This window comes from Pseudomonas sp. 39004, from assembly GCF_028682155.1.
Lineage (GTDB): Bacteria > Pseudomonadota > Gammaproteobacteria > Pseudomonadales > Pseudomonadaceae > Aquipseudomonas > Aquipseudomonas capeferrum.
In genome coordinates, this window is sequence record NZ_JANIAG010000074.1 from 1 (window position 1) to 26,155 (window position 26,155).

Here is a 26,155-nt window from a genome sequence, read left to right on the forward strand (position 1 = left end):
ACCGGCGTTGGCGGCAAGCTCCGCGCAGTATGCATCGGCCAGGCCGAGCCACAGGCCGATCTGCGCCTCGCCACTGCGCAGGCGTTGTTTGAAACGGTTGACGGGCATGTCCATGGGCAAGTCCTCAGACGAAACGGCAGGCAATCGAGCCGAGCAGGTCGTAGTCGACGTGGAAGGTGTCGCCCGGCCGTGCGGCCACCGGGCGCGTGAAGGAGCCACCCAGGATGATCTGCCCCGGTTGCAGCGTGACGTCATACGCGGCCAGCTTGTTGGCCAGCCAGGCGACGCCCTTGGCCGGGTGATTGAGCACCGCAGCGCTGACCCCGGACTCCTCGATCACGCCGTTGCGGTACAGCACGGCCGGCACCTTGCGCAGGTCGATCTCGGTGGGGCGCACGGCGCGCCCGCCCATTACCACGCCCGCATTGGCGGCGTTGTCGGAAATGGTGTCGAACACCTTGCGTGTGGCCTGGGTCTGCGGGTCGACCTGCTGGATACGGGCGTCGATGATCTCAAGCGCAGGGATCACCCACTCGGTGGCGTCCAGTACATCGAACACCGTGACATTCGGGCCCTTGAGCGGCTTGCCGAGAATGAAGGCCAGCTCCACTTCGACGCGCGGCACGATGAACCGCTCGAAGGGGATGTCGGTGCCTTCATCGAACAGCATGTCGTCCAGCAGGGCGCCGTAGTCAGGCTCGGTGATGTTCGACGACACCTGCATGGCGCGTGAGGTCAGGCCGATCTTGTGGCCGACCAGCTTGCGCCCGGCCGCGATCTTCTTGGCGACCCAGGCGCGCTGGATGGCGTAGGCATCTTCGATAGTGATAGCGGGTTGGTCGAGCGAGAACTGGCGCACCTGTTCGCGCGTGCGCTCGGCCTGGTCGAGGCGCTCGGCCGCCTGTTGGATAAAAGCGTTATCAAGCATGGTCAGAGTCTCTGCGTTCAAGGGTTGACGATGGCGGCGCGGGTGCGCAGCACCAGCAGGCCGCCGAGGGTGATGAAAGTGGCGAGCACATACAGCGCAAGGCTGGCGCTTTGCGTGGTGTCGCGGACCCAGCCGATGAAGTACGGTGTAGCGAACGAGGCGATGCTGCCCAGCGAGCTGATCAGGGCAATACCAGCCGCCTGGGTGCGGTCATTGAGAAACGCCGGTGGCAGTTGCCAGAACATCGGCAGGGCGGCGCTCGCACCCATGCCTGCCAGTACCAGGCCGGCCAATACCGGCAGCGGCTGAGAGGGCGCAAGGGCGGCGATCGCGATACCGGCAGCGGCCATCAACAGCGGGATGGACAAGTGCCAGCGGCGCTCGCGGTGGCGGTCGGACGAGCGCCCGCAGGCCAGCATGAATACGCAGCCGGCCAGGTACGGCACGGCGCTGAGCAGGCCGACACTGGCGTCGCTGGCGATGCCGGCGGTGTGGATCAGGCTGGGCATCCAGAATGCCAGGGTGTTCACCGCCAGCATCACCGCGCTGTACACCGCCACTAGCAACCACAGCGCAGGGCTGGCGAGGATGCCGGCGAACGAGGTAACCGGCTTGCGCTGTTCTTCCTGGCCGAACTGGGCGCGCAGGGCGGCTTTTTGCTGCGCGTCGAGCCAGCTCACCTGCTCGAAGCGTTCCGGCAGGGTGGCCAGCACCACCAGGCCAAGCAGGATGACCGGTGCGCCTTCGAGCAGGAACATCCACTGCCAGCCACGCAGGCCCGCAGCGTCATGCATGAACGCCAGAATACCGCCAGACAGCGGCCCGCCGACCACCCCCGCCAGCGGCACGGCGATGGCGAACAGCGCGGTGATCTGCGCCCGGCGGCCGGCCGGGTACCAACGGTTGAGGTACACCAGAATGCCTGGGAAGAACCCGGCTTCGGCCGCGCCCAGGGCGAAGCGCAGCAGGTAGAACGCGCTGCTGCTCTCGATCAGCAGCATGCAGGTCGACAGCGCGCCCCACACCACCATCAGGCTGGCGATCCAGCGCCGTGGGCCGAAGCGTTCGAGCATCAGGTTGCTGGGCACGGCGAACAGCGCGTAGGCAATGAAAAACAGCCCGGCGCCCAGCCCGTAGACCGTGTCGGACAGGTGCAGGTCCTGGCTCATCTGCATCTTGGCGAAGCCGATGTTGATGCGGTCCAGGTGGGCGAACAGGTAACACACCAGCAGCAGCGGCATCAGCCGCCAGGTGATGGCCCGGTGTGTACTGTCGATGAGTGTGGCTTGCGCCGTGCTGCGCGAGGCGTGCTCCAGTGTGCTCATATTCTTGTACTTGTAGTGGAGGAGACGTTGAGAGGGGCTGGCGGTGGCTTCAGGCCGGCCTGTTGAACAGCGGGTGCAGGGTGCTGTGCTTGGCGTCGTAGACCTGCGCGGTGCTCTCGTCGATCTGCACGGTGATGCCGATCGGGCGTTGCTGCAGCAGCCTGTCCAGGCGTTGTTTGAGCACTTGCAGCAGGCTGTCGCCCACCGTTTTGTGAACCTCGGCAGCGCGGCCGCTGCCCATCCGCAGGTTGGCGTACAGGAAGCCATAGTCGCCGTTGCCATCGGCCACCGCGCAGTGGGCGGCGGGGTAGGCCAGCACGCGCGTACCGCCGGTGGGGAATACCGCCTTGCCGGCGGCATCGCGCTGTTCAAGCATGGTGTCGGCCAGGGCGCGGCACAGGGCCGGGATGTCGGCGTCGGCTTCCAGGTCGGGGGTGTAGAGCAGAACCAGGTGTGGCATGAAGGGCATCCTCAGGGCAGAAATGCCTGGCCGCCGGGCAGGGCGGCCAGGCAGCGGGGTCACAGGCGGCTGGTGGAAAGCACAGCGGCCGGGTTGGCGGCCTGTGCGGCGGGAATGGCCGAACCATCCTGAGGCGTGACAGGGAAGATCGCGTTGATCTGGCCGGTGCCCGACGAGCCGAAGTAGGGCGTTACCACGTCCGCCTTGCCGTCGTACTTCGACCAGCCCAATGCACCGAGCAGCATCGCGGTGTCATGCATGAACCCTTCGCCGTGGCCCTTGGCAGCGTATTCGGGGAGCATGCCGCAGAAGTCCTCCCATTCGGCGTTTTCCCACATCTTCACCACGCGGTGGTCCAGGGTTTCCAGGAATGGGCTCCACACCTTGGTGGCGAAGTCCGGCGCCTGGCCGTTCTGCGCGAAGCGGTGGGACAGCGAACCGCTGGCCAGGAACGCCACGGTGCCGTCGTAGTGGTCTTCCACGGCCTTGCGCATGGCCCAGCCGAGGCGGGCACTGTCGGCCAGGTAGTGGGAGGTGCACAGCGCCGAGACCGAGACCACCTTGAAGTGCTGGTCCTGGTTCATGTAGCGCATCGGTACCAGGGTGCCGTACTCCGGGCCCAGGGTGGTGGCGTGGTGGGCCATGGTCTCGACGTTGAAGCGGTTGCACGCTTCGGCCAGGATCAGCCCCAGGTCCTTGTTGCCCGGGAACTCGTACGCCATGTTGCTGATGAAGTGCGGCAGTTCGTTGGAGGTGTAGACCCCCTTGAAGTGCTCACCACAGAGGATGTGGTAGTTGGCATTGACCAGCCAGTGGGTGTCGAACACCACAATCGTGTCGACCCCCAGCTCACGGCAGCGTCGGCTGATCTCGTAGTGCCCGTCGATGGCGGCTTGCCGAAAGCCCTGACGCGGGCCAGGCAGCTCGGACAGGTACATGCTGGGCACGTGAGTGATTTTGGCTGCGAGCGCCACTTTACCCATGATCAGACTCCTTATTCTTGTAAGTCCCGCAGCGCCGGGGCGGGTTTGCTCGGCGCTGCAGGAGGATGATCACACGCCCCAGCGCGGGATGTGGTGGCTGCCCATGGAAATGCACACGTTCTTGATCTCGGCGAACACTTCGAAGCTGTATTGCCCGCCTTCGCGACCGGTGCCGGAGCCTTTCACGCCACCGAACGGTTGGCGCAGGTCACGTACGTTCTGGCTGTTGATGAACACCATGCCGGCTTCGATGCCGCGCGCCAGGCGGTGGGCCTTGCCGATGTCCTGGGTCCAGATGTAGGAGGCCAGGCCGTACTCGGTGTCGTTGGCCAGCTGCAGCGCTTGGGCCTCGTCCTTGAACGGGATCAGGCACACCACCGGGCCGAAGATTTCTTCCTGGGCGATGCGCATGCTGTTGTTCACGTCGGCGAACACGGTCGGCTGGATGAACTGCCCCTTGGCCAGGTGCGCTGGCAGGTTGGCCGGGCGTTCCAGGCCGCCTGCGACCAGGCGTGCACCTTCCTCGATACCGATGCGGATGTAGCCGGTGACCTTGTCGTAGTGCTGCTGGGTGATCATCGAGCCGACTTGGGTTTTCGGGTCGGTCGGGTCACCGACGATCAGGCGCTTGGCGCGGGCAGCGAACTCGGCCACGAACTGCGGGTACACGCTTTCCTGGATGAAGATGCGGCTGCCGGCGGTGCAGCGTTCGCCGTTCAGCGAGAAGATGGTGAACAGGGCCGCGTCCAGGGCGCGCTCTAGGTCGGCATCCTCGAAGATCAGCACCGGCGACTTGCCGCCCAGCTCCATCGAGTACTTCTTCAGGCCTGCGGTCTGCATGATCTTCTTGCCGGTGGCGGTGCCGCCGGTGAACGAAATCGCCCGCACGTCCGGGTGACGCACCAGCGCATCGCCGGCAGTGGCGCCATAGCCCTGGATCACGTTGAGCACGCCGTTCGGGATGCCGGCTTCGACGGCCAGGCGGCCGAGTTCATTGGCGGTCAGCGGCGACAGCTCGCTCATCTTCAGCACTGCGGTGTTGCCCAGCGCCAGGCACGGCGCGGTCTTCCACGTGGCGGTCATGAATGGCACGTTCCACGGCGACACCAGGGCGCAGACACCCACCGGCTGGTACAGGGTGTAGTTGAGCATCTGGTCGTCGACCGGGTAGCTGTGGCCGTCCATGCGCGTGCACACTTCGGCGAAGAAGTCGAAGTTGTGCGAGGCACGCGGGATCAGCACGTTCCTGGTCTGGTGGATCGGCAGGCCGGTATCGAGGGTTTCCAGCTCGGCCAGTTTCGGCACGTTCTGCTCGATCAGCTCACCCAGCCTGCGCATCAGGCGGGCGCGTTCCTTGGCTGGGGTGTTGGCCCATTTGGGGAAGGCTTCCTTGGCCGCAGCAACCGCCTGGGCCACTTCCTCGGCACCGCCGCTGGCGACTTCGCAGATGGCATCGCCGGTGGCCGGGTTGTAGTTGACGAAGGTGTCTTTGCTCTCGACCTCACGGCCGTTGATCCAGTGCTTGATCATGCTGCTGATGCCTTGTTGTTCTTGAAGAAGTCAGCTTCGCTGACGATACGGTTGACCAGGCGGCCGACGCCTTCTACCTCCACCACCACTTCATCGCCCGGCACCACGTCGGCCAGGCCCTCTGGGGTGCCGGTGGCGATCATGTCGCCAGGTTGCAGGGTCATGAAGCTGGAGAAGTATTCGATCAGGTAGGGGATGTCGAAGATCATGTCCGAGGTGCTGCCTTCCTGCTTCAGCTCGCCGTTGATCCAGGTGCGCAGTTTCAGGTTGCTTACATCCGGCACGTCGGCGGCGTCGACGATCCACGGGCCGACCGGGGTGGTGGCGTCGCGGTTCTTCACCCGCAGGTTGGGGCGGTAGTAGTTCTCCAGGTAGTCGCGGATGGCGTAGTCGTTGCAAACGGTGTAGCCGGCAACGTAGCCCAGGGCGTCCTCGCGCTTGACGTTCTTCGCCGCTTTACCGATGACCGCGACCAACTCGCACTCGTAGTGCATGTAGGCGACGTTGTCCGGGCGCCAGGTGACCTGCTTGTGGCCGGTGTAGGTGCCGGGCGACTTGATGAACGCCAATGGCTCGGTGGGCGGCGAGAAGGCAAGCTCGGCAGCGTGGTCGGCGTAGTTCAGGCCAAGGGCGAACATGCTGCCGGTGGCCGGCGGCAACCAGGTCACCTGGTCTTCATGCACCAGGCGGCCGTCGGCCAGGCGCAGGTGCTCGTCTTCGACGGTGACGGTGTGGGCTTGGCCGTCGAACTGGATACGGGCGTGTTTCACAGGGTGAGTCCTCATTCGGCGACGATGTGGTTGGTGAGCTTGCCCAGGCCGTCGATCTCGACCTCGACGCGATCGCCTGGCTGCACATCGACGCGGCCTTCGGGGGTGCCGGTGATCAGGATGTCGCCTGCATGCAGGGTCATGAATTCGCTGAGCTCGGCGATCAACTGGGCCACTGTGCGCACGCAGTTGGCGGTGGTGTTGTGCTGGCGCAGTTCACCGTTGACCCACAGGCGCAGGCCGAGGGCGTCCGGGTTGGCGACCTGGGCCGCAGGCACCAGCTCGGGGCCGACCGGGCAGAAGCCATCGCGGCACTTGGCCTTGACCGCAGGGCGGTAGTAGCTGGTTTCAGGCAGGCTGATTTCGTTGACGATGGTATAGCCCGCCACATAGCCCAGCGCGTCTTCGGCGCTGACCCGGCTGGCGTCCTTGCCAATTACCACGCCCAGCGCAGGGCCCGGTTGCAGGCGTTCGACACCGGCCGGGTACAGCACATTGCCCTCATGGTGATTGCGGGTGTTGGGCGTCTTGATGAACAGCACCGGCTTGACGGGCGGTTGTTTGTAGGGCGCTTCGTGAAACGCCGCTTCGTGCTGCTGCAGCAGACCCTGGTAGTTCAGCGCAACGCCGAACAGGGTGCCGGTCGCAACGTCATGCAGGGCATGGCTCATGCTTTTCTCCAGGCGGTGCAGGGCGGTGGTCGCTCTGCCGAGATTGTTAACGTGTTAATGTTATAGTTAATATGTTAACGAAGGTCAACACATCCGTCAGTGGTATCTGCCGGGCAGCCGGGGCACCATGGGTGAACGTCAACACGGTCAAGCGATTTGCGGGTAAGCAGGCATGAGCGATCGGCATCCGATTCCGAACATCAACATCGGCCAGGTCTACGACCAGCGCTACAGTGACAGCGAGGTGCATTACGACCGGCTGGGCAACCTTGCCGGGTTCTTCGGGCGCAACATGCCCGTGCACCGTCACGACCGGTTTTTCCAGGTGCATTACGTGAAGTCCGGCACGGTGCGGGTGTACCTGGACGATCAGCAGTACATCGAGTCGGGGCCGATGTTTTTCCTGACGCCGCCGACGGTGGCGCACGCCTTCGTCACCGAGGCAGACAGCGACGGCCATGTGCTGACGGTGCGTCAGCAGCTGGTCTGGCAATTGATCGAAGCGGACGCCAGCCTGCTGCCGGCGGGGGTGCAGGTGCAGCCTGCCTGCGTTGCCCTGGGCAACGTGCCGGCCGCGTACACGGCCGAAGCGCGCCGGCTGGAGCGCTGGCTGGATGCGCTCAGTGATGAGTTTGCCAGCCCCCACCCGGGGCGGGAGGCGGCGCTGCAGTCGCTGACCCGGCTGATCATGGTCAGCTTGCTGCGGCTGTGCCCCAACTCGCTGGAGTCGACGCCGGCCCGGCATGAAGACCTGAAAATCTTCCACCGCTTCAATGCGCTGATCGAGGCGCACTACCTTGAGCATTGGCCGCTGGCGCAATACGCACAACAGATCGGCGTGACCGAAGCACGCCTTAACGATGTGTGCCGACGCATTGCCGACTTGCCGTCCAAACGCCTGGTGCTTGAGCGGCTGATGCAGGAGGCCAAGCGCCTGCTGTTGTTTTCCGGCAGCACGGCAAACGAAATCTGCTACCAGCTGGGCTTCAAGGACCCGGCCTATTTCAGCCGGTTCTTCAACCGTTACGCCAAGCTCACGCCCGGCGAATACCGCCAGCGGCAAGCCCAGTTGCAGTGATATGGCCACGTCGGTACGCCCGGATCGGGTTGTGAGTGTTTGATCCGGATGGTCGCAGCTTGCCCCTTGGCCTTGAATGGGTTTTCCATGGAACAGATTGCACTTTCCAGGTGCCTTGTCCCTTTTCGTCTATGCCCCTAATCTTGCCCGCTGTACTCCTATTACAGGCGCCAACATGACCAAGACTCAACCCTCGCTGACGCTGAGCCTGCTGCAGGCCAGGGAGGCTGCGATGGCATTTTTCAGGCCGTTGCTCAACGAACATGACCTGACCGAACAACAGTGGCGAGTCATCCGTATCCTCAGCCAGCAGGGCGAGCTGGAAAGCTACCAGCTTGCGCACCTGGCTTGCATTCTCAAGCCGAGCATGACCGGTGTATTGAGCCGGCTTGAACGCGACGGCCTGGTGCGCCGGCAAAAGGCCGCCCAGGACCAGCGGCGCATGTTCGTGAGCCTGACCGAGCGTGGCGAGGCCTGCTTCGAGTCGATGCGCGAGGGTATGGAGGCCAACTACCGCAAGATCCAGCAGCAGTTCGGCGAAGACAAGCTGGAGCAACTGATGGGCTTGCTGAATGAGCTCAAGCGCGTTGCGCCGTAGGCTTGGCTGAAGGGAAGGGCCGGCGCAGGCAGCGCACCGGCCTTGCTGCTACAGCACTCAGTATTCCCAGAAGATACGCTGCAGCTCTTTGCTGTCCTGGGTCTTGGTCATTGCCACCATGGCCAGGATGCGGGCTTTTTGCGGGTTGAGGTCGTGGGCCACGACCCAGTCGTTCTTGTCGTCAGGCTGCTCGGCGTTACGCAGCACGAAACCGCCTTGGTTGACGTGGGACGAACGGATGATCTGCACGCCGTTCTTGCGCAGCTCTTGCAGCGCCGGCACTACCCGCGACGACACCGAGCCATTGCCGGTGCCGGCATGGATGATCGCCTTGGCGCCGTTCTGCGCCAGCGCCTTGTAGGCGGTGTCGGTCACGTTGCCGTAGCCGTAGGCGATGTCGACGGCAGGCAGGCTGCTGATCTGCTTGATGTCGAATTCCGAATTGACCGTGTGGCGCTTGGCCGGCAGGCGGAACCAGTAGGATTTGCCTTCCACCACCATGCCCATCGGGCCCCAGGCGCTCTTGAACGCTTCGGTCTTGATGTTGACCGACTTGCTGACATCGCGGCCGGACTGGATTTCATCGTTCATGGTCACCAGTACGCCTTTGCCGCGCGACTGCTTGTCGCTGGCCACGGCCACGGCGTTGTACAGGTTGAGCATGCCGTCTGCCGACATGGCGGTACCGGGGCGCATCGAGCCGACCACCACGATGGGCTTGTCGGTCTTCTCTACCAGGTTGAGGAAGTAGGCGGTCTCTTCCAGGGTGTCGGTGCCGTGGGTGATGACGATGCCGTCGACGTCGTTGCTCTCGGCCAGTTCGGCGACGCGTTTGCCCAGTTTCAGCAGGTCTTCGTTGGTGATGCTCTCGGAGGCGATCTGCATCACCTGTTCGCCGCGCACATTGGCCAGGCCTGCCAGCTCCGGCACGCCGGCGATCAGCTTGTCGACGCCAAGCTTGGCGGCCTGGTAGGTGGCGCTGTTGGCCGCGCTGGCGCCCGCGCCGGCAATGGTGCCGCCGGTGGCGAGGATGACCACGTTGGCCAGTTTCTGTTGGGTTTCGGCTTCCTTGGCCGAAGCCGTGGCCGGCAGGATCAGCAGCAGAGCGAGTGCGCTGGGGGCAAAGGTTTTAAGTGCAGCATTCATAGTTATTGTTCTCTCTTCCTAATGAGGCGATTGCTGAAGTGCAACTAACGCCAGGCATGTTTCGTACCAGCCCAGATGTGGCTCGTGGTAGGAGCGGCCTTGCGTCGCGAAAGGACCGCAAGGCGGCCCCCGGATTTATGCGTCGCTGCAGATATCCCGGGGCCGCTATGCGGCCCTTTCGCGACGCAAGGCCGCTCCTACAAACATCAGGTTTAATTCGGGATCCCGAACAAGCATAGGAAAACCTGTTCGGTTTTTCGGATAAATTCCGGATACTCTGCCCCAGGCGTGACTCAGGCCCAGCCAGCCAAACGGATTTGACAAAACCAGGTCCTGTTTCCATAGTGAGTCAACGCAAACGTTTGCGATCCGATAAAAAACACAAGATTCGGAGTCATCGTCCATGAAACTGCCGTTCCCCGGTCGTCTGCTGGCCCTCGCTGTCGTCTCCACCCTTTCCCTGGCCCTGCCGCTGTCTGCGGCCCATGCCGAAGAAAAGCCCAAAGTCGCCCTGGTGATGAAGTCCCTGGCCAACGAATTCTTCCGCACCATGGAAGACGGCGCCAAGGATTATCAAAAAGCCCACGCCAATGATTTCGAGCTGGTCGCCAACGGCATCAAGAACGAAACCGACACCGGCGAGCAGATCCGCATCGTCGAGAACATGGTCAACTCGGGGGTCAAGGCGCTGGTGATTGCGCCAGCGGACTCCAAGGCCCTGGTTTCTGCGGTTAAAAAAGCCATGGACAAAGGCGTGGTGGTGATCAACATCGACAACCGCCTCGACCCTGAGTTGCTCAAGAGCAAAGGCATCAGCGTGCCCTTCGTCGGCCCCGACAACCGCAAGGGCGCACGCATGGTCGGTGACTACCTGGCCCAGCAAAAGCTCAAGGCCGGTGACCAAGTTGGCATCATCGAAGGCGTGTCGACCACCACCAACGCCCAGCAGCGCACGGCAGGCTTCAAAGATGCCATGGACGCTGCGCAGATGAAGATCGTCGCGGTGCAATCCGGCAACTGGGAAATCGACAAAGGCAACGCCGTCGCCGCCGCCATGCTCAACGAATACCCCGAGCTCAAGGCTCTGCTGGCCGGCAACGACAGCATGGCCCTGGGCGCAGTGTCGGCGGTGCGTGCGGCAGGCAAGGCCGGCAAGGTACAAGTGGTCGGTTACGACAACATCAATGCCATCAAGCCAATGCTCAAGGACGGCCGCGTGCTCGCCACCCTCGACCAGGCCGCCAGCCAGCAGGCGGTGTTCGGTATCCAGGCGGCGCTGAAGATGATCAACGGCGAGAAGCCGGGTGTGGATGCCGACAACGTCATCCAGACCCCGGTCGAACTCATCACCCAGCCCTGATACCCGCCAGGAGAGAGGGCCATGCCTGCTACGGCAAATCAAGTGGTGCTCGCCGCCAGCGGGCTGGGCAAGACCTACGCCCAGCCCGTGCTTGGTGATGTCTGCCTGAGCCTGCGGGCCGGTGAAGTGCTGGCCCTGACGGGCGAGAACGGCGCCGGCAAGAGCACCTTGTCCAAGCTCATCAGTGGCCTGGAAGTGCCCACCACCGGGCACATGACCTACCGCGGCCAGGCCTACGCACCCGGCAGCCGCAGCGAGGCCGAGCGCCTCGGTGTGCGCATGGTCATGCAGGAGCTCAACCTGCTGGCGACGTTGACCGTGGCCGAAAACCTGTTCCTCGACAACCTACCTAGCCGCTTCGGCTGGATCAGCCACAAGCGCCTGCGCCAACTGGCCACGGCGGCCATGGCCCAGGTCGGCCTGGACGCCATCGACCCGGACACGCCAGTCGGCGAGCTGGGCATCGGCCATCAGCAGATGGTCGAGATTGCCCGCAACCTGATCGGCGATTGCCACGTGCTGATCTTCGACGAACCCACTGCCATGCTAACCGCCCGCGAGGTGGAGCTGTTGTTCACCCAGATCGAGCGCCTGCGCCAGCGCGGCGTGGCCATCGTCTATATCTCCCATCGCCTTGAAGAACTGCAGCGCGTGGCGCAGCGGATTGTGGTGCTGCGCGACGGCAAGCTGGTGTGCGACGAACCGATCCAGCGCTACAGCAGCACCGAGTTGGTCAACCTGATGGTCGGCCGCGAGCTGGGCGAACACATCGATCTGGGCCGCCGCGAGATTGGCGCGCCCTTGCTGCAGGTCGATCGGCTCAGCCGCGGCGACAAGGTGCGCGACGTGTCATTCCAGGTCAGGGCAGGGGAGATCTTCGGTATCTCCGGCCTGATCGGCGCCGGCCGCACCGAGCTGCTGCGCCTGATCTACGGTGCCGACCGCGCCGACAGCGGCAGCATCGCGCTGGGCCAGCCGCCACAGGCCGTGACGATCGACTCACCCAAGGCGGCGGTAAAAGCCGGCATCGCCCTGATTACCGAAGACCGCAAAGGCGAAGGCCTGCTGTTGACCCAGTCGATCAGCGCCAATATCGCCTTGGGCAACCTTGGCGCGGTATCGCGTGCCGGTGTGCTCGACGGCGCGGCAGAAAGGGCCCTGGCCGAGCGCCAGATCCAGGCCATGCGCATCCGCAGCGCCGGCCCGCACCAGGCCGTGGGTGAATTGTCGGGCGGCAACCAGCAGAAGGTGGTGATCGGCCGCTGGCTGGAGCGTGATTGCCAGGTGCTGCTGTTTGACGAGCCGACCCGTGGCATCGACGTCGGCGCCAAATTCGACATCTACGGCCTGCTGGCTGAACTGGCGCGCCAGGGCAAGGCCCTGGTGGTGGTGTCCAGCGACCTGCGCGAGCTGATGCTGATCTGCGACCGCATTGCCGTGCTGTCGGCAGGCCGCCTGATCGACACGTTCGAGCGTGACCACTGGAGCCAGGACCAGCTACTTGCCGCCGCTTTTGCCGGCTATCAGAAACGTGACGCACTGCTGCATGACGCAGCGCCCAGGATGGATGCATGAAAACCACCCCTCTCGACAGCCAAAGCGCCGCCCCCGTGCGCCGCACTGGCACGTATTTCGGCCTGGGCACCTACCTGGGCCTGGCCGGCGCCTTATTGGCGATGATCGTGCTGTTCTCGTTTCTCAGCAGCCACTTCTGGTCGTACGCCACCTTCAGCACCCTGGCCAACCAGATCCCCGACCTGATGGTGCTCGCGGTCGGCATGACCTTCGTGCTGATCATCGGCGGCATCGACCTGTCGGTCGGTTCGGTGCTGGCGCTGGCGGCCTCCACGGTCAGCGTGGCCATTCTCGGCTGGGGCTGGGGCGTGCTGCCCTCGGCGCTGCTCGGCATGGCCGTGGCCGCCCTGGCTGGCAGCATCACCGGTGGTGTCACCGTGGCCTGGCGCATCCCCTCGTTCATTGTCTCGCTCGGCGTACTGGAGATGGCGCGCGGCCTGGCCTATCAGTTCACCGACTCGCGTACCGCCTATATCGGCGACGCCTACGCCTGGTTCTCCGAACCGGTCGCGTTCGGCATCTCGCCGGCCTTTATCATCGCCTTGCTGGTGATCGTGCTGGCGCACCTGGTGCTGACCCGCACAGTGTTCGGCCGCTACCTGATCGGTATCGGCACCAATGAAGAGGCCGTGCGCTTGGCCGGCATCGACCCGCGCCCCTACAAAGTGCTGGTGTTCGCCCTGATGGGCCTGCTCGCCGGCCTGGCAGCGCTGTTCCAGATCTCGCGCCTGGAAGCCGCCGACCCCAACGCCGGGTCGGGCCTGGAGCTGCAGGTGATCGCCGCCGTGGTAATCGGTGGCACCAGCCTGATGGGCGGGCGCGGCTCGGTGATCAGTACCTTCTTTGGCGTGCTGATCATCTCGGTGCTGGCCGCAGGGCTTGCGCAGATCGGCGCATCGGAACCCACCAAACGCATCATCACCGGGGCGGTGATCGTCATCGCCGTGGTGCTCGACACTTACCGTAGCCGGCGTGCAGGCCGGCGGAACTGAAAACATGGCAACCATTAAAGACGTCGCGGCACTGGCGGGTATTTCCTACACCACCGTGTCCCATGTACTGAACAAGACCCGCCCCGTCAGTGAACAGGTGCGCCTGAAGGTCGAGGCCGCCATCGTCGAACTCGACTACGTGCCCAGTGCCGTGGCGCGTTCGCTCAAGGCGCGCAGCACCGCCACCATCGGTTTGCTGGTGCCCAACAGCGTGAACCCGTATTTCGCCGAACTGGCACGAGGCATCGAAGACGCCTGCGAGCGTAACGGCTACTGCGTGATCCTGTGCAACTCCGACGACAACCCGCAAAAGCAGCGCAGCTACCTGCGTGTGCTGCTGGAAAAACGTATCGACGGCCTGGTGGTGGCGTCCGTGGGCGAGGACAGCGATCTGCTGCACAGCCTGGCCTGCGTGCGCACGCCGATGGTCATCGTCGACCGTGAGCTGGATGGCGTTGACGCCGACCTGGTACGCATCGACCACGAGCACGGCGCCTACCTCGCCACCCGCCACCTGCTTGAGCTTGGCCATCGCGACATCGCCTACATCGGCGGCCCGGCCGAAACCGGCGTCAGCCAACTGCGGCTGGCCGGTTTCCGTCGCGCCATGGGCGAGGCGGGCGCGGCGGTGGGGGCGAGCCGCGTGCTGCATTGCGACTTCACCAGCCCGGGCGGCCACGGGGCGGCTGCACAGTTGCTGGATGGCAACCGGCCTACGGCGATTTTTGCCGGCAACGACATGATCGGCTTTGGCGTGCTGCGCGCTGCGGCCGAGCGCAATATCAACGTACCGGGCGAGCTGTCGGTGATCGGCTTCGATGACATCGAGCTTAGCCGCTACGTGTACCCGCCGCTGACTACCGTGGGCCAGTCGATCCGCGAGCTGGGCGAAAACGCTGCTGCGTTGCTGCTTTCACGCATCGCCACGCCTCGGCAAGGCTCGGCGGAGCAACGCATCGTCGCCCCGCGCATCGTGCAGCGCGAGTCCACCGGGCCACGCCCGGACCTGTTCAATGATTACCGCTAAGGAATTCCCATGCATGCCAAGGTAGTGGTGGTCGGTAGCCTCAACATGGACCTGGTGGCCCGCGCCCAGCGCCTGCCACGGGCCGGTGAGACCCTGCCCGGCGAGGCCTTTTTCACCGTGCCCGGCGGCAAGGGTGCCAACCAGGCGGTGGCGGTGGCGCGGCTGGGCGGCAGCGTGGCGATGATCGGCAACGTGGGCGACGACGCCTACGGCCAGCAACTGCGCAAGGCGCTGGAAGTAGAAGGTATCGACTGCCAGGCAGTGAGCGTGTGCGAAGGGGTTTCCAGTGGTGTGGCGCTGATCACCGTCGATGCCGCCAGCCAGAATTGCATTGTCATCATCCCTGGCGGCAATGGTTTGCTGACACCGCAGGCGGTGCAGCGCTTCGACGCGCTGCTGCAAGCGGCCGAGGTTATCATCTGCCAGCTGGAGGTGCCCTACGACACCGTAGCCTGGACGTTGGCGAGGGGGCGTGAGCTGGGTAAGCAGGTCATTCTTAACCCGGCACCCGCCACCGGGCCGTTGCCACCGGCATGGTTCGCTCATATCGATTACCTGGCGCCCAACGAAAGCGAGGCCGAAGCCCTGACCGGGATCGCCGTCAGCGATCAGGCCAGTGCCCGGCGCGCCGGCGAACGGCTGCTGCAACTGGGGGCTGGCAAAGTGATCATCACCCTCGGCGCCCAAGGCGCCTTGCTGGTGACCGAACAGGGCCATCGGCACTTTCCCGCGCCCACCGTGCAACCGCTGGACACCACGGCGGCAGGCGACACCTTCATCGGTGGCTTTGCTGCCGCCCTGGTGTGCGGGCTGGAGGAGGGCGAGGCAATCGCGCTCGGCCAGCGCGCCGCGGCCTTGTCGGTCACTCGCGCCGGGGCGCAGCCGTCGATCCCTTACCTTGCGCAGCTGCAGCCATGAAGAAGACCGCGCTGCTGAATGTCGCCCTGTCACGGGTCATTGCGGGGTTGGGGCATGGCGACATTCTGGTGATCGGCGATGCCGGGTTGCCGGTGCCGCCGGGCGTTGAGCTGATCGACCTGGCGTTGACCCCGGGCATACCGGATTTCGCCAGTGTCTTGCGCGTGGTGCTGAGCGAGTTGCAGGTGGAGCGGCATGTGCTGGCCGAGGAAATGCAGAAAGTGGTGCCGCCCGGGCTGGTGGAAATCGAGCGCTTGCGCGGCAAGTTGGGCAAACGGGAATGGATGCCCCATGAAGATTTCAAAGTGCTCTCACGCAGCGCGCGGGCCGTGGTGCGCACGGGGGAGTGCCAGCCGTACAGCAACATTGCTTTGATCTCAGGCGTTACGTTCTGAGCGCATCGCCGCGCCTACAAAACCCGGTAAATACCCCAAGGCAACAGGAGTGCCTCATGCTCAAACCCCTGCTACAAGGACTCACTTTCATGGCTGTAGCTGCCACCACCACCCTCCAGGCCGCACCACGCGACCTGATCATCGACACCGACCCCGGCGCTGACGACGTGGTCGCGCTGTTCCTGGCCATGGCCTCGCCCGATGAGCTGAACATCCGCGCCATTACCACGGTGGCCGGCAACGTGCGCCTCGACAAAACCTCACGCAACGCCCGCCTGGCCCGCGAATGGGCTGGCCGCGAAGACATCCCCGTCTACGCCGGGGCAGGGCGCCCGCTGGTGCGCGCCCCCATTTACGCCGCCGAGGTCCATGGCGAAGAAGGCCTGACCGGCGTTCCGGTGCATGAGCCGAAAAAGCCCCTGGCCCAGGGCAATGCCGTGCAGTACCTGGTCGACACCCTCGGCGCCGCCAAGCCCAACAGCATTACCATCGCCATGCTCGGCCCGCAGACCAACCTGGCCCTGGCACTCATCCAGCGCCCGGAAATCGCCAAAGGCATCAAAGAGGTGGTGGTCATGGGCGGCGCCCACTTCAATGGCGGCAATATCACCCCCGCCGCAGAATTCAACCTCTACGCCGACCCGCATGCCGCCGAGGTGGTGCTGGCCAGTGGCGTGCCGCTGACCTACCTGCCGCTGGACGTCACCCACAAACTGCTCACCAGCGAGGCACGCCTCAAACAGCTTGCAGCGGTGAACAACCGGGCCAGCCAGCGTGTGGTGGACATTCTCAACGCCTACATTACCCATGACATGGACCTGTACGGCATGCCTGGCGGGCCGGTGCACGACGCCAGCGTCATTGCCTACCTGCTGAAGCCCGAACTGTTCAGTGGCCGGCGCATTCACCTGGCCATCGACAGCCGCGAAGGCCCGACCTTCGGGCAGACCATCGCCGACTGGTATGGCGTGCTCAAACAGCCCGCCAACGTGATGTGGGTGGAGGAGGGTGACGCCCAGGGCGTGTTCGACCTGCTCAGCGTGCGCCTGGCTCGATTGCAATAGCCGGATGCGGTGCGAAGCGTTCGAGCACCTGGTCGATGAAGCTGCGCGCCGCTTCACTGCCGCGATCGCGTACCAGCAGGTCGATGGCAATCAATAGCAACTCTTCCGGTGTGCTGGGGCTGTAGGCGCTCTGGCCCTCGGCCCATTTGACCTTTATATCGGCATCGATGCTGTGGCTGCTCATGAAAGGCTCTCACTGGGGGCCTGGGACGGAAGGGCGAACACCGGACCCTGGTGTTCGGCGGAGGCACGGTGCGCTCCACTTTTTGCAGTAAATCATGCCGTTGCGTCAATGACTCTGCGACTTAAGAATAAAAAGCTTTGCGCAGCAAACCAAGCCCATTGTGCAAAATCCGGTCACGATTGCATTTCGCCTCCTTGGGCGTGTTCAGGCAGACTTGTGCGGTTCTGCAACAAACTATGCGTGCAGCTGTCGGATCAGACAGTGCCCAGATCGATTTTAGGAGGATTCATGTTCCGTACCCGTGCTTACCTGGCAACCCTGGCGGTGGCTGCTGTCCTGGCTGGTTGCAGTACAGGTGGCAACTCTGGTGGTGGCGCCCCTGCCGCGCCAGCAGGCAACGACGGCCGTTGTGAGGCCAGCGGCGCCGATTTCGCCATCGGCAAGCCGGGCAGTGCAGAGCTTCTGGAGCAGGCGCGCAAGGCCAGTGGCTCGCAGATGGCACGTATCCTCAAGCCGCATGACGTGGTAACGCTGGAGTACCGCTCCGAACGCCTGAACCTGAATGTGGACGAGCAAGGTGTGGTCACGCGCGTCAACTGTGGTTGAGCCTTTGCAAACCCCATAAAAAAACCCGCCACCAGGGCGGGTTTTTTTACAGCTACCCGAATTACTCCGGACGAACCTGTGCAGCCTGCATGCCCTTCTGGCCTTTTTCGGCTACGAAGGAAACAGTCTGGCCTTCTTTCAGGCTCTTGAAGCCGTCAGATTCGATGGCCTTGAAGTGTACGAACAGGTCGTCGCCGCCGCCTTGTGGGGTGATGAAGCCGAAGCCTTTCTCATCATTGAACCATTTAACGGTGCCGGTTTGGCGATTGGACATGGGGTGAATCTCCAGATTTGATATTTTTCAGTAGTGCGATGTTGCCGAGGCTTCGATGCACCGGACACATCATAGTCTAATTCTGCGCATCTAGCGCCTTTTACCTTCGCCAAATGTTGATCCAGCGCAAACGCTGGGTGGCGAACCCCCGGCTTTATGGTTTCAGCCCTTCATGCACGCTTGCTGTACGACCTTCTGTGCCTTCTGCATCAGTGCAGCGTCAACGCCATCCTTGCTGTCCAGGTCCTTGATTTCCTCAGTGCTGAAATTCTTTTCGATAGCGGTTGCGCCGCAGGTGCAGTGCTGCTGCGCCGATTTGGCGTCCAGGCCCTGGCCGGTGGCGGCCTCGGTGCACTGGGTCATGTAGTTTTGCTTCGCGCCAGCCGGGAATTCACCCGCATTGGCGGCCACAGGTAGTAGCAGGGCGCCAGCAACGCTCAGGGCCAGAAGAGACGGAAATCTCATAACCAGACACTCCTTGGTTTAGGTCTCATCAAGAGTAGGATGCTTCCCAAAGTCTGATAGGGAATTTTCCGCGGAAGTTCACCTCCGCGGTGTAATTTCCAAATATTTCTGCATAGCGCCCAACCCCGCGTGCTAGCATGCTCGGCTTGCAGTCCCGCAGCCGCGGCCTGCAGCTATTTCTTACTTTCCAGTCACTCTGGTTCGCCCCTGGTAAGCCGAAAGGCTTCTGCCACTGTGAGGCAGGCTTTCTCTTGAGAAAGACAGCGCGGATCTTGTACTGGCTCATCCCAACCCACGTGACCTTTGGTAGGGGTCACCACTAGGAGAGGAGGCGCCATGCCCACTATTACTCTTCCCGATGGCAGTCAACGCTCGTTTGATCACGCCGTATCCGTAGCCGAAGTCGCAGCCTCCATTGGTGCAGGCCTGGCCAAGGCCACCCTGGCCGGCAAGGTTGACGGCAAGCTGGTTGACGCTAGCGACCTGATCACTCACGACGCCACCCTGCAGATCATCACCCCTAAAGATGAAGAGGGACTGGAGATCATCCGTCACTCGTGCGCCCACCTGATCGGCCACGCAGTGAAGCAGCTGTACCCGACCGCCAAGATGGTGATCGGCCCGGTAATCGACGAAGGCTTCTATTACGACATCGCCTATGAGCGCCCCTTCACCCCAGAAGACATGGCCGCCATCGAAAAGCGCATGCTGCAGCTGATCGAGAAGGACTACGACGTCGTCAAGAAGATGACCCCGCGCGCCGAAGTCATCGACGTGTTCAAGGCCCGTGGCGAAGACTACAAGCTGCGCCTGGTCGAAGACATGCCGGACGAACAGGCCATGGGCCTGTACTACCACGAAGAATACGTCGACATGTGCCGCGGCCCGCACGTGCCGAACACGCGCTTCCTCAAGGCATTCAAGCTGACCAAGCTGTCCGGCGCCTACTGGCGCGGCGATGCCAAGAACGAGCAGCTGCAACGCGTCTACGGCACCGCCTGGGCTGACAAGAAGCAGCTGGCTGCTTACATCCAGCGCATCGAAGAAGCCGAAAAGCGCGACCACCGCAAGATCGGCAAGCAGCTCGACCTCTTCCACCTGCAGGAAGAAGCCCCGGGCATGGTGTTCTGGCACCCGGACGGCTGGACCGTCTATCAGGTGCTCGAGCAGTACATGCGCAAGGTCCAGCGCGACAACAACTACCTCGAGATCAAGACCCCGCAGGTCGTTGACCGTATTCTCTGGGAGCGTTCCGGCCACTGGTCCAACTACGCCGAGAACATGTTCACCACTTCGTCGGAAAACCGCGACTACGCGGTCAAGCCGATGAACTGCCCGTGCCACGTGCAGGTGTTCAACCAGGGCCTGAAGTCGTACCGCGACCTGCCGATGCGCCTGGCCGAGTTCGGTGCCTGCCACCGTAACGAGCCGTCCGGCGCCCTGCACGGCATCATGCGTGTGCGTGGCTTTACCCAGGACGACGCGCACATCTTCTGCACCGAAGACCAGGTGAAGAAAGAAGCCGCCGACTTCATCAAGCTGACCCTGGACGTCTACAAAGACTTCGGTTTCAGCGACATCGCCATGAAGCTGTCGACCCGCCCAGCCAAGCGTGTGGGCTCTGAAGAGCTGTGGGACCGTGCCGAAGGTGCACTGGCCGATGCCTTGAATGAATCGGGCCTGGAGTGGGAATATCAACCGGGCGAGGGCGCCTTCTACGGCCCGAAAATCGAATTTACCCTGCGCGACTGCCTCGGCCGTAACTGGCAGTGTGGTACCCTGCAGTACGATCCGAACCTCCCAGAGCGTCTGGATGCCAGCTACATCGCCGAAGATAACAGCCGTAAGCGCCCGGTCATGCTGCACCGCGCCATTCTCGGCTCGTTCGAACGCTTCATCGGCATGCTCATCGAGCACTATGCTGGCGTGTTCCCGGCTTGGCTGGCGCCGACCCAGGCGGTGATCATGAACATCACCGACAAACAGGCCGATTTCGCCCTTCAGGTAGAGAAATCTCTGAACGGTAGCGGTTTCCGTGCCAAGTCGGACTTGAGAAATGAGAAGATCGGCTTTAAAATCCGCGAGCATACTTTGCTCAAGGTCCCGTACCTTTTGGTTATAGGGGATCGCGAAGTCGAAACGCAAACCGTCGCTGTGCGTACTCGCGAAGGCGCAGACCTGGGCTCCATGCCCGTCGCGCAATTCGCTGAGCTGCTGACACAAGCGGTTTCCCGGCGTGGTCGCCAAGAATCGGAGTAATGACTATTAAGCGTGAAATGAGAAACGATAAACGTGCTGCACCGAAGGCCCCGATCAACGAGAATATCTCGGCTCAAGAGGTTCGCTTAATCGGTGCTGACGGTGAGCAGCTGGGCATCGTCTCGATCCACGAAGCGCTTCGTATCGCTGAAGAAGCGAAGCTGGATCTGGTAGAAATTTCTGCCGACGCCGTACCTCCTGTCTGCAAGGTCCTCGACTACGGCAAAAGCCTCTTCGAGAAGAAAAAGCAGCAGGCTGCGGCGAAGAAGAACCAGAAGATCATCCAGATCAAAGAAATCAAGTTTCGTCCAGGGACGGAGGATGGGGATTACCAGGTAAAACTACGCAACCTGGTACGTTTCCTTACCGATGGGGACAAGGCCAAAATCTCTCTGAGATTCCGTGGTCGTGAGATGGCCCACCAGGAGCTGGGCATGGAGCTGTTGAAGCGGGTCGAAGCTGACCTCGCCGAATACGGCACCGTTGAGCAGCATCCTAAGATGGAAGGACGCCAGCTTATGATGGTCATCGCCCCCAAGAAAAAGAAGTAATCTCCCGGGCACGGCAGGCCTGATGATTATGTGTAATTTTATCGAATGCGGAGTTCCAACATGCCAAAAATGAAAACCAAAAGCGGTGCTGCGAAGCGTTTCCTGAAAACGGCTACCGGCTTCAAGCACAAGCACGCTTTCAAGAGCCACATCCTGACCAAAATGTCGACCAAGCGTAAGCGTCAACTGCGTGGTAGCAGCATGCTGCACCCGTCTGACGTCGCGAAAGTCGCGCGCATGCTGCGCGTTCGTTAATTCTGGTCAAAGATAGAGGAAGTTACTCATGGCTCGTGTAAAGCGCGGCGTTATCGCTCGTAAGCGTCACAAAAAAATTCTGAAACTGGCTAAAGGTTACTACGGTGCACGTTCGCGCGTATTCCGTGTTGCCAAGCAGGCTGTCATCAAGGCCGGTCAATACGCCTACCGTGACCGTCGCCAGAAGAAGCGTCAGTTCCGCGCACTGTGGATCGCTCGTATCAACGCTGGTGCACGCAACAACGGTCTGTCTTACAGCCGTCTGATTGCTGGCCTGAAAAAAGCGTCGATCGAAATCGACCGTAAGGTTCTGGCCGATCTGGCAGTGAACGAAAAAGCGGCGTTTGCTGCGATTGTCGAGAAAGCTAAAGCCGTTCTGGCTTAAGTACCCGCGACAATCACCCGGCGGCGCTTGCGCCGTCGGGCATTGAACGTCATCGATAGGGGAAGAGCCTTCAAAGCTCTTCCCCTATTTTCGTATCTGGAGTCTGTACATGGAAAACCTGGATGCGCTGGTCTCCCAAGCCCTTGAGGCCGTAGAGCGCGCTGAAGACATCAATGCCCTGGAACAGATCCGGGTTCAATATCTCGGCAAGAAAGGCGAGCTGACCCAGGTGATGAAGACCCTGGGCAACCTGCCAGCCGAAGAGCGGCCGAAAGTCGGCGCGCTGATCAACGACGCCAAGGAACGCGTCACCGTGGTGCTCAACGCACGCAAGGCCGCCTTTGAAGAAGCCGAGCTCAGCGCTCGCCTGGCTGCCGAATGCGTTGACGTCACCCTGCCAGGCCGTGGCCAGACCACCGGTGGCCTGCACCCGATTACCCGTACACTCGAGCGCATCGAGCAGTTCTTCACCCACATCGGCTACGGCATCGCCGAAGGCCCAGAGGTCGAAGACGACTACCACAACTTCGAGGCGCTCAATATCCCCGGCCACCACCCGGCCCGGGCGATGCACGACACCTTCTATTTCAATGCCAACATGCTGCTGCGCACCCACACCTCGCCGGTGCAGGTGCGGACCATGGAGTCCACCCAGCCGCCCATCCGCATTGTCTGCCCGGGCCGCGTCTACCGCTGCGACTCGGATATCACCCACTCGCCGATGTTCCACCAGGTCGAAGGCCTGCTGATCGATCGCGATATCAACTTTGCCGACCTCAAGGGCACCATCGAAGAATTCCTGCGCGTGTTCTTCGAAAAAGAACTGGCCGTGCGTTTCCGCCCGTCGTTCTTCCCCTTCACCGAGCCGTCCGCCGAAGTCGATATCCAGTGCGTGATGTGTTCCGGCAACGGCTGCCGCGTGTGCAAGCAGACCGGCTGGCTCGAAGTCATGGGCTGCGGCATGGTCCACCCGAACGTGCTGCGCATGTCCGGCATCGACCCTGAAGAGTTCCAGGGCTTCGCCTTCGGCATGGGCGCCGAGCGCCTGGCCATGCTGCGCTATGGCGTCAACGATTTGCGTCTGTTCTTCGACAACGACCTGCGCTTCCTCGCGCAATTCCGCTAGGTCAATGCCCGACGCAACTTTCAGGAGAACAGCATGAAATTCAGTGAACAGTGGCTGCGCGGTTGGGTAAACCCGCAAGTCTCCCGTGACGAACTGGTCGCCCGCCTGTCCATGGCCGGCCTTGAAGTCGACAGCGTGACCCCCGCTGCCGGCCAGTTCAGCGGCATCGTCGTGGGCGAAATCCTCGCCACCGAACAACACCCGGACGCCGACAAGCTGCGCGTCTGCCAGGTCAGCAACGGCCAGGAAACCTTCCAGGTGGTGTGCGGCGCCCCCAATGCGCGCCCGGGCATCAAGATCCCGTTCGCCATGATCGGCGCCGAACTGCCAGGCGACTTCAAGATCAAGAAGGCCAAGCTGCGCGGCGTCGAGTCGTTCGGCATGCTGTGCTCGGCGGCTGAGCTGCAGATCAGCGAAGAAAACGACGGCCTGCTCGAACTGGCTGCCGATGCCCCGGTTGGCCAGGACATTCGCCAGTACCTGAGCCTGGACGATGCCAGCATCGAAATCGGCCTGACCCCGAACCGCGGTGACTGCCTGTCCCTGGCCGGCCTGGCCCGCGACGTCAGCGCGCTGTACAACGTCCCGGTCACCCGCCCGGTAGTGCCAGCCGTGCCGGCTGCCCACGACGAAGTGCGCCCGGTCGAAGTGTCCGCCCCGGCTGCCTGCCCACGCTACCTGGGCCGCGTCATCCGCAACGTCGACCTGTCCAGGCCGACCCCACTGTGGATGGTCGAACGCCTGCGCCGCAGTGACGTGCGCAGCATCGATGCCGCCGTCGACATCACCAACTACGTGATGCTCGAGCTCGGTCAGCCGATGCACGCCTTCGACCTTGCCGAAATCAACGGCGGCATCCGCGTGCGCATGGCCGAAGAGGGCGAGAAGCTCGTCCTGCTCGACGGCCAGGAAGTTGCCCTGCGCGCCGACACCCTGGTTATCGCCGATCACACCCGCGCTTTGGCCATTGCCGGCGTCATGGGTGGCGAGCACAGCGGCGTCAATACCGAGAAAACCCGCGACCTGTTCCTCGAAAGCGCCTTCTTCGAGCCGATCTCCGTTGCCGGCAAGGCCCGTTCCTACGGCCTGCACACCGACGCCTCGCACCGCTACGAGCGCGGCGTCGACTCGCAGCTGGCCCGCGAAGCCATGGAGCGCGCCACCGCGCTGATCCTGGAAACCGTCGGCGGCGAAGCCGGCCCGATCGTCGAGGCCGTCAGCGAACAGCACCTGCCGCAGGTCGCCCCGGTGACCCTGCGCGCCGAACGCATCACCCAGATGCTCGGCATGCAGATGGACCCAGCCCAGGTCGAGCAACTGCTCAACGCCTTGGAGCTGACCACCACGGCCAATGGGGCAGGGCAGTGGACCGTCAACGTCCCAAGCCACCGCTTTGACATCAGCCTGGAAGTCGACCTGATCGAAGAGCTGGCCCGCCTGTACGGCTACAACAACCTGCCGGTCCGCTACCCACAAGCGCGCCTCGCGCCCCAGGGCAAGCCGGAAACCCGCGGTGACCTGCCGAACCTGCGCCGCCTGCTGGTTGCCCGTGGCTACCAGGAAGCCATCACCTACAGCTTCATCGACCCGAAACTGTTCGAGCTGTTCAGCCCCGGCGTCGAGCCACTGCTGCTGGCCAACCCGATCTCCAACGACATGGCCGCCATGCGCGCGTCCCTGTGGCCGGGCCTGGTCAAGGCGCTGCAGCACAACCTCAACCGCCAGCAAGACCGCGTCCGCTTGTTCGAAAGCGGCCTGCGCTTCGTCGGCCAGCTCGGTAACCTCGAGCAGCAGCCGATGATCGCCGGCGTCGTCACCGGCAGCCGCCTGCCAGAAGGCTGGGCGAACGGCCGCGACGGCATCGACTTCTTCGACGTCAAAGCCGACGTCGAAGCCCTGCTGGGCTATTCCGGCGCCCTGAGCGACTTCACCTTCAGCGCCGGCAAACACCCCGCCCTGCACCCAGGCCAGACCGCCCTCATCGAGCGCGACGGCAAGCCAGTCGGCTACCTGGGCGCCATCCACCCGGAGCTTGCCAAAGCCCTGGACCTGGACCGCCCAGTGTTCCTGTTCGAGCTGGTGTTGGGCGACGTGGTCGAAGGCCGCCTGCCAAAGTTCAGCGAACTGTCCAAGTTCCCAGAAACCCGTCGTGACCTGGCCTTGATCGCAGGACGTGATGTAGCTTCTAGCGCGGTGCTTGAATTAATTCGTGACAATGCAGGCGAATGGCTCACAGACCTCAGGCTGTTTGATGTCTACCAAGGTAAAGGCATTGATCCTGATAGAAAAAGCCTGGCCGTCGGCTTGACCTGGCAGCATCCATCGCGCACTCTTAACGACGATGAGGTGAACACTACCCTGCAAAACATCCTCACCTCGCTTGAACAAAGGTTGAACACCACGTTAAGGAAATAACGGCATGGGTGCTCTGACGAAAGCTGAGATGGCCGAAAGGCTGTACGAGGAGCTGGGGCTTAACAAGCGTGAGGCCAAGGAGTTGGTCGAGCTGTTTTTCGAAGAAATTCGGCACGCACTTGAAGAGAACGAGCAGGTCAAGCTGTCCGGTTTCGGCAACTTTGACCTTCGCGACAAACGCCAGCGGCCGGGCCGCAACCCCAAGACTGGGGAAGAGATCCCGATCACCGCTCGCCGCGTCGTCACCTTTCGTCCAGGGCAGAAGTTGAAGGCCCGGGTTGAGGCCTATGCTGGAACCAAGCCATAACGACGAACTGCCCCCCATACCGGGCAAACGCTACTTCACCATTGGTGAAGTGAGTGAGCTTTGTGCGGTAAAGCCGCACGTGCTGCGGTATTGGGAGCAGGAGTTCCCTCAGCTGAACCCTGTGAAGCGGCGGGGGAATCGGCGGTATTACCAGCGCCAGGATGTGCTGATGATCCGCCAGATTCGGGCGCTGCTTTATGATCAGGGGTTCACCATTGGCGGGGCGCGGTTAAGGCTCTCCAGTGATGAGGTGAAGGATGAGTCAAGCCAGTACAAGCAGCTGATTCGGCAGATGATTGTTGAGTTGGAGGATGTGTTGGTGGTGTTGAAGAAGTGATCTGCTCCGACGAATGGAAATTTTTTTGAGAAAAAGCTTTCATTTATCAAAAGGTTAGGGTAGATTCTTCATCGTTCTCAGCAGTATCGAGAATAGAGTCGGGGCGTAGCGCAGCCCGGTAGCGCACTTGCATGGGGTGCAAGGGGTCGAGTGTTCGAATCACTCCGTCCC

At 62.7% G+C, this 26,155-nt stretch carries 29 protein-coding genes and 1 pseudogene; 18 read left to right on the plus strand and 12 right to left on the minus strand.

Translation table 11 applies throughout. From position 1 onward, the window contains the following. The 8 genes and pseudogenes from NP534_RS14390 to NP534_RS14425 form a co-directional block, all read right to left on the minus strand. Positions 1-114: pseudogene (locus NP534_RS14390) on the minus strand (2-keto-3-deoxy-L-rhamnonate aldolase); the annotation flags it as partial. A 10-nt stretch (positions 115-124) separates the two neighbouring features. Further along, on the minus strand, positions 125-928 hold the full coding sequence (gene hpaH, locus NP534_RS14395; protein ID WP_274099150.1) for a 2-oxo-hept-4-ene-1,7-dioate hydratase: 804 nt from the start codon (positions 926-928) through the stop codon (positions 125-127). Positions 929-945: 17 nt separating this feature from the next. Next, positions 946-2,253, minus strand: coding sequence for an MFS transporter (locus NP534_RS14400; RefSeq protein ID WP_274099151.1), 1,308 nt, complete (start codon positions 2,251-2,253; stop codon positions 946-948). A gap of 49 nt (positions 2,254-2,302) precedes the next feature. Further along, positions 2,303-2,713, minus strand: a complete 411-nt coding sequence (locus NP534_RS14405) for a 5-carboxymethyl-2-hydroxymuconate isomerase (protein ID WP_274099152.1) — start codon at positions 2,711-2,713, stop codon at positions 2,303-2,305. Positions 2,714-2,772: 59 nt separating this feature from the next. Continuing rightward, positions 2,773-3,696: a 3,4-dihydroxyphenylacetate 2,3-dioxygenase gene (gene hpaD, locus NP534_RS14410; protein WP_033696920.1), complete on the minus strand. Its 924-nt coding sequence runs from the start codon at positions 3,694-3,696 to the stop codon at positions 2,773-2,775. Positions 3,697-3,765: 69 nt separating this feature from the next. Continuing rightward, positions 3,766-5,226 carry a 5-carboxymethyl-2-hydroxymuconate semialdehyde dehydrogenase gene (gene hpaE / locus NP534_RS14415; protein WP_274099153.1) on the minus strand — a complete coding sequence of 487 codons (1,461 nt, stop codon included), beginning with the start codon at positions 5,224-5,226 and terminating at the stop codon, positions 3,766-3,768. After that, on the minus strand, positions 5,223-5,996 hold the full coding sequence (locus tag NP534_RS14420) for a fumarylacetoacetate hydrolase family protein (protein WP_033696925.1): 774 nt from the start codon (positions 5,994-5,996) through the stop codon (positions 5,223-5,225). Before NP534_RS14420 ends, hpaE begins: the two co-directional genes overlap by 4 nt. Positions 5,997-6,007: 11 nt before the next feature. After that, the gene (locus NP534_RS14425; RefSeq protein ID WP_274099154.1) at positions 6,008-6,667 is read right to left on the minus strand and encodes a fumarylacetoacetate hydrolase family protein; all 660 of its coding nucleotides are present in this window, start codon (positions 6,665-6,667) and stop codon (positions 6,008-6,010) included. Between the two features lie 172 nt (positions 6,668-6,839). On the opposite strand from NP534_RS14425, the gene hpaA reads away from it, so the two are divergent. Together hpaA and hpaR are read left to right on the plus strand one after the other, a co-directional pair. Then, on the plus strand, positions 6,840-7,745 hold the full coding sequence (hpaA, locus tag NP534_RS14430) for a 4-hydroxyphenylacetate catabolism regulatory protein HpaA (RefSeq protein ID WP_186659824.1): 906 nt from the start codon (positions 6,840-6,842) through the stop codon (positions 7,743-7,745). A 175-nt stretch (positions 7,746-7,920) separates the two neighbouring features. Next, on the plus strand, positions 7,921-8,343 hold the full coding sequence (gene hpaR, locus NP534_RS14435) for a homoprotocatechuate degradation operon regulator HpaR (protein WP_033696931.1): 423 nt from the start codon (positions 7,921-7,923) through the stop codon (positions 8,341-8,343). Between the two features lie 57 nt (positions 8,344-8,400). Here the strand turns inward: hpaR and NP534_RS14440 are convergent, their stop codons facing one another. After that, complete coding sequence (locus tag NP534_RS14440; RefSeq protein ID WP_274099155.1) at positions 8,401-9,489, minus strand: asparaginase; 1,089 nt, start codon at positions 9,487-9,489, stop codon at positions 8,401-8,403. Positions 9,490-9,892: 403 nt separating this feature from the next. On the opposite strand from NP534_RS14440, the gene NP534_RS14445 reads away from it, so the two are divergent. Genes NP534_RS14445 through NP534_RS14475 form a run of 7 tightly spaced genes read left to right on the plus strand, consistent with a single transcriptional unit; the run spans position 9,893 to position 16,820 of the window. Next, positions 9,893-10,849, plus strand: a complete 957-nt coding sequence (locus NP534_RS14445; RefSeq protein ID WP_274099156.1) for a sugar ABC transporter substrate-binding protein — start codon at positions 9,893-9,895, stop codon at positions 10,847-10,849. 21 nt (positions 10,850-10,870) lie between these two features. Then, positions 10,871-12,424 (plus strand): sugar ABC transporter ATP-binding protein, encoded by a 1,554-nt coding sequence (locus NP534_RS14450; protein WP_274099157.1) that lies wholly within the window; start codon positions 10,871-10,873, stop codon positions 12,422-12,424. Next, positions 12,421-13,416: an ABC transporter permease gene (locus tag NP534_RS14455; protein ID WP_274099158.1), complete on the plus strand. Its 996-nt coding sequence runs from the start codon at positions 12,421-12,423 to the stop codon at positions 13,414-13,416. Before NP534_RS14450 ends, NP534_RS14455 begins: the two co-directional genes overlap by 4 nt. A gap of 4 nt (positions 13,417-13,420) precedes the next feature. Continuing rightward, on the plus strand, positions 13,421-14,443 hold the full coding sequence (locus tag NP534_RS14460) for a LacI family DNA-binding transcriptional regulator (protein WP_274099159.1): 1,023 nt from the start codon (positions 13,421-13,423) through the stop codon (positions 14,441-14,443). Between the two features lie 9 nt (positions 14,444-14,452). Next, a complete protein-coding gene (rbsK, locus tag NP534_RS14465) occupies positions 14,453-15,361 on the plus strand; it encodes a ribokinase (RefSeq protein WP_274099160.1) in 909 nt (302 codons plus the stop codon). Next, positions 15,358-15,756: a D-ribose pyranase gene (gene rbsD, locus NP534_RS14470; protein ID WP_033696939.1), complete on the plus strand. Its 399-nt coding sequence runs from the start codon at positions 15,358-15,360 to the stop codon at positions 15,754-15,756. Before rbsK ends, rbsD begins: the two co-directional genes overlap by 4 nt. Before the next feature lie 56 nt (positions 15,757-15,812). After that, on the plus strand, positions 15,813-16,820 hold the full coding sequence (locus NP534_RS14475) for a nucleoside hydrolase (protein WP_274099161.1): 1,008 nt from the start codon (positions 15,813-15,815) through the stop codon (positions 16,818-16,820). On the opposite strand, the gene NP534_RS14480 is transcribed toward NP534_RS14475, so the two are convergent. Beyond that, a complete protein-coding gene (locus NP534_RS14480) occupies positions 16,792-17,004 on the minus strand; it encodes a hypothetical protein (RefSeq protein ID WP_033696941.1) in 213 nt (70 codons plus the stop codon). The genes NP534_RS14475 and NP534_RS14480 overlap by 29 nt on opposite strands. A gap of 288 nt (positions 17,005-17,292) precedes the next feature. Between NP534_RS14480 and NP534_RS14485 the strand changes: the two genes are divergently transcribed. Beyond that, positions 17,293-17,610, plus strand: coding sequence for an I78 family peptidase inhibitor (locus tag NP534_RS14485; RefSeq protein WP_033696942.1), 318 nt, complete (start codon positions 17,293-17,295; stop codon positions 17,608-17,610). Between the two features lie 61 nt (positions 17,611-17,671). On the opposite strand, the gene NP534_RS14490 is transcribed toward NP534_RS14485, so the two are convergent. Then, a complete protein-coding gene (locus tag NP534_RS14490) occupies positions 17,672-17,884 on the minus strand; it encodes a cold-shock protein (protein ID WP_003179963.1) in 213 nt (70 codons plus the stop codon). A 162-nt stretch (positions 17,885-18,046) separates the two neighbouring features. Further along, entirely contained in the window at positions 18,047-18,349 is a 303-nt protein-coding gene (locus tag NP534_RS14495; RefSeq protein WP_033696944.1) for a hypothetical protein, read from the minus strand. A gap of 336 nt (positions 18,350-18,685) precedes the next feature. Between NP534_RS14495 and thrS the strand changes: the two genes are divergently transcribed. The 8 genes from thrS to NP534_RS14535 all read left to right on the plus strand — a co-directional run bounded on the left by thrS (position 18,686) and on the right by NP534_RS14535 (position 25,984). After that, positions 18,686-20,608, plus strand: a complete 1,923-nt coding sequence (gene thrS, locus NP534_RS14500) for a threonine--tRNA ligase (RefSeq protein ID WP_033696945.1) — start codon at positions 18,686-18,688, stop codon at positions 20,606-20,608. Continuing rightward, the gene (gene infC / locus NP534_RS14505) at positions 20,608-21,159 is read left to right on the plus strand and encodes a translation initiation factor IF-3 (RefSeq protein ID WP_177326478.1); all 552 of its coding nucleotides are present in this window, start codon (positions 20,608-20,610) and stop codon (positions 21,157-21,159) included. Before thrS ends, infC begins: the two co-directional genes overlap by 1 nt. A gap of 60 nt (positions 21,160-21,219) precedes the next feature. Beyond that, complete coding sequence (rpmI, locus tag NP534_RS14510; RefSeq protein ID WP_028696462.1) at positions 21,220-21,414, plus strand: 50S ribosomal protein L35; 195 nt, start codon at positions 21,220-21,222, stop codon at positions 21,412-21,414. A 28-nt stretch (positions 21,415-21,442) separates the two neighbouring features. After that, on the plus strand, positions 21,443-21,799 hold the full coding sequence (rplT, locus tag NP534_RS14515; protein WP_009394046.1) for a 50S ribosomal protein L20: 357 nt from the start codon (positions 21,443-21,445) through the stop codon (positions 21,797-21,799). A 109-nt stretch (positions 21,800-21,908) separates the two neighbouring features. Then, a complete protein-coding gene (gene pheS / locus NP534_RS14520; RefSeq protein WP_274099162.1) occupies positions 21,909-22,925 on the plus strand; it encodes a phenylalanine--tRNA ligase subunit alpha in 1,017 nt (338 codons plus the stop codon). A 33-nt stretch (positions 22,926-22,958) separates the two neighbouring features. Further along, positions 22,959-25,340, plus strand: a complete 2,382-nt coding sequence (pheT, locus tag NP534_RS14525) for a phenylalanine--tRNA ligase subunit beta (RefSeq protein ID WP_033696947.1) — start codon at positions 22,959-22,961, stop codon at positions 25,338-25,340. Positions 25,341-25,344: 4 nt separating this feature from the next. Next, positions 25,345-25,647 (plus strand): integration host factor subunit alpha, encoded by a 303-nt coding sequence (ihfA, locus tag NP534_RS14530; protein ID WP_003250679.1) that lies wholly within the window; start codon positions 25,345-25,347, stop codon positions 25,645-25,647. Then, positions 25,628-25,984 (plus strand): MerR family transcriptional regulator, encoded by a 357-nt coding sequence (locus NP534_RS14535; RefSeq protein ID WP_008100384.1) that lies wholly within the window; start codon positions 25,628-25,630, stop codon positions 25,982-25,984. Before ihfA ends, NP534_RS14535 begins: the two co-directional genes overlap by 20 nt. Positions 25,985-26,155 lie beyond the last annotated feature (171 nt).

Bases quoted from the DNA above. Each gene is read 5' to 3' on its own strand.
- thrS (WP_033696945.1), top strand. From the start codon at position 18,686: ATGCCCACTATTACTCTTCCCGATGGCAGTCAACGCTCGTTTGATCAC.
- hpaH (WP_274099150.1), bottom strand. From the start codon at position 928: ATGCTTGATAACGCTTTTATCCAACAGGCGGCCGAGCGCCTCGACCAG.
- pheT (WP_033696947.1), top strand. From the start codon at position 22,959: ATGAAATTCAGTGAACAGTGGCTGCGCGGTTGGGTAAACCCGCAAGTC.
- hpaA (WP_186659824.1), top strand. From the start codon at position 6,840: ATGAGCGATCGGCATCCGATTCCGAACATCAACATCGGCCAGGTCTAC.
- NP534_RS14455 (WP_274099158.1), top strand. From the start codon at position 12,421: ATGAAAACCACCCCTCTCGACAGCCAAAGCGCCGCCCCCGTGCGCCGC.
- rbsK (WP_274099160.1), top strand. From the start codon at position 14,453: ATGCATGCCAAGGTAGTGGTGGTCGGTAGCCTCAACATGGACCTGGTG.
- NP534_RS14405 (WP_274099152.1), bottom strand. From the start codon at position 2,713: ATGCCACACCTGGTTCTGCTCTACACCCCCGACCTGGAAGCCGACGCC.
- NP534_RS14480 (WP_033696941.1), bottom strand. From the start codon at position 17,004: ATGAGCAGCCACAGCATCGATGCCGATATAAAGGTCAAATGGGCCGAG.
- ihfA (WP_003250679.1), top strand. From the start codon at position 25,345: ATGGGTGCTCTGACGAAAGCTGAGATGGCCGAAAGGCTGTACGAGGAG.
- NP534_RS14535 (WP_008100384.1), top strand. From the start codon at position 25,628: ATGCTGGAACCAAGCCATAACGACGAACTGCCCCCCATACCGGGCAAA.
- rpmI (WP_028696462.1), top strand. From the start codon at position 21,220: ATGCCAAAAATGAAAACCAAAAGCGGTGCTGCGAAGCGTTTCCTGAAA.
- infC (WP_177326478.1), top strand. From the start codon at position 20,608: ATGACTATTAAGCGTGAAATGAGAAACGATAAACGTGCTGCACCGAAG.
- NP534_RS14495 (WP_033696944.1), bottom strand. From the start codon at position 18,349: ATGAGATTTCCGTCTCTTCTGGCCCTGAGCGTTGCTGGCGCCCTGCTA.
- NP534_RS14460 (WP_274099159.1), top strand. From the start codon at position 13,421: ATGGCAACCATTAAAGACGTCGCGGCACTGGCGGGTATTTCCTACACC.
- rplT (WP_009394046.1), top strand. From the start codon at position 21,443: ATGGCTCGTGTAAAGCGCGGCGTTATCGCTCGTAAGCGTCACAAAAAA.
- NP534_RS14490 (WP_003179963.1), bottom strand. From the start codon at position 17,884: ATGTCCAATCGCCAAACCGGCACCGTTAAATGGTTCAATGATGAGAAA.
- hpaD (WP_033696920.1), bottom strand. From the start codon at position 3,696: ATGGGTAAAGTGGCGCTCGCAGCCAAAATCACTCACGTGCCCAGCATG.
- NP534_RS14445 (WP_274099156.1), top strand. From the start codon at position 9,893: ATGAAACTGCCGTTCCCCGGTCGTCTGCTGGCCCTCGCTGTCGTCTCC.
- NP534_RS14440 (WP_274099155.1), bottom strand. From the start codon at position 9,489: ATGAATGCTGCACTTAAAACCTTTGCCCCCAGCGCACTCGCTCTGCTG.
- rbsD (WP_033696939.1), top strand. From the start codon at position 15,358: ATGAAGAAGACCGCGCTGCTGAATGTCGCCCTGTCACGGGTCATTGCG.
- NP534_RS14425 (WP_274099154.1), bottom strand. From the start codon at position 6,667: ATGAGCCATGCCCTGCATGACGTTGCGACCGGCACCCTGTTCGGCGTT.
- hpaR (WP_033696931.1), top strand. From the start codon at position 7,921: ATGACCAAGACTCAACCCTCGCTGACGCTGAGCCTGCTGCAGGCCAGG.
- NP534_RS14475 (WP_274099161.1), top strand. From the start codon at position 15,813: ATGCTCAAACCCCTGCTACAAGGACTCACTTTCATGGCTGTAGCTGCC.
- pheS (WP_274099162.1), top strand. From the start codon at position 21,909: ATGGAAAACCTGGATGCGCTGGTCTCCCAAGCCCTTGAGGCCGTAGAG.
- NP534_RS14450 (WP_274099157.1), top strand. From the start codon at position 10,871: ATGCCTGCTACGGCAAATCAAGTGGTGCTCGCCGCCAGCGGGCTGGGC.
- NP534_RS14400 (WP_274099151.1), bottom strand. From the start codon at position 2,253: ATGAGCACACTGGAGCACGCCTCGCGCAGCACGGCGCAAGCCACACTC.
- hpaE (WP_274099153.1), bottom strand. From the start codon at position 5,226: ATGATCAAGCACTGGATCAACGGCCGTGAGGTCGAGAGCAAAGACACC.
- NP534_RS14485 (WP_033696942.1), top strand. From the start codon at position 17,293: ATGTTCCGTACCCGTGCTTACCTGGCAACCCTGGCGGTGGCTGCTGTC.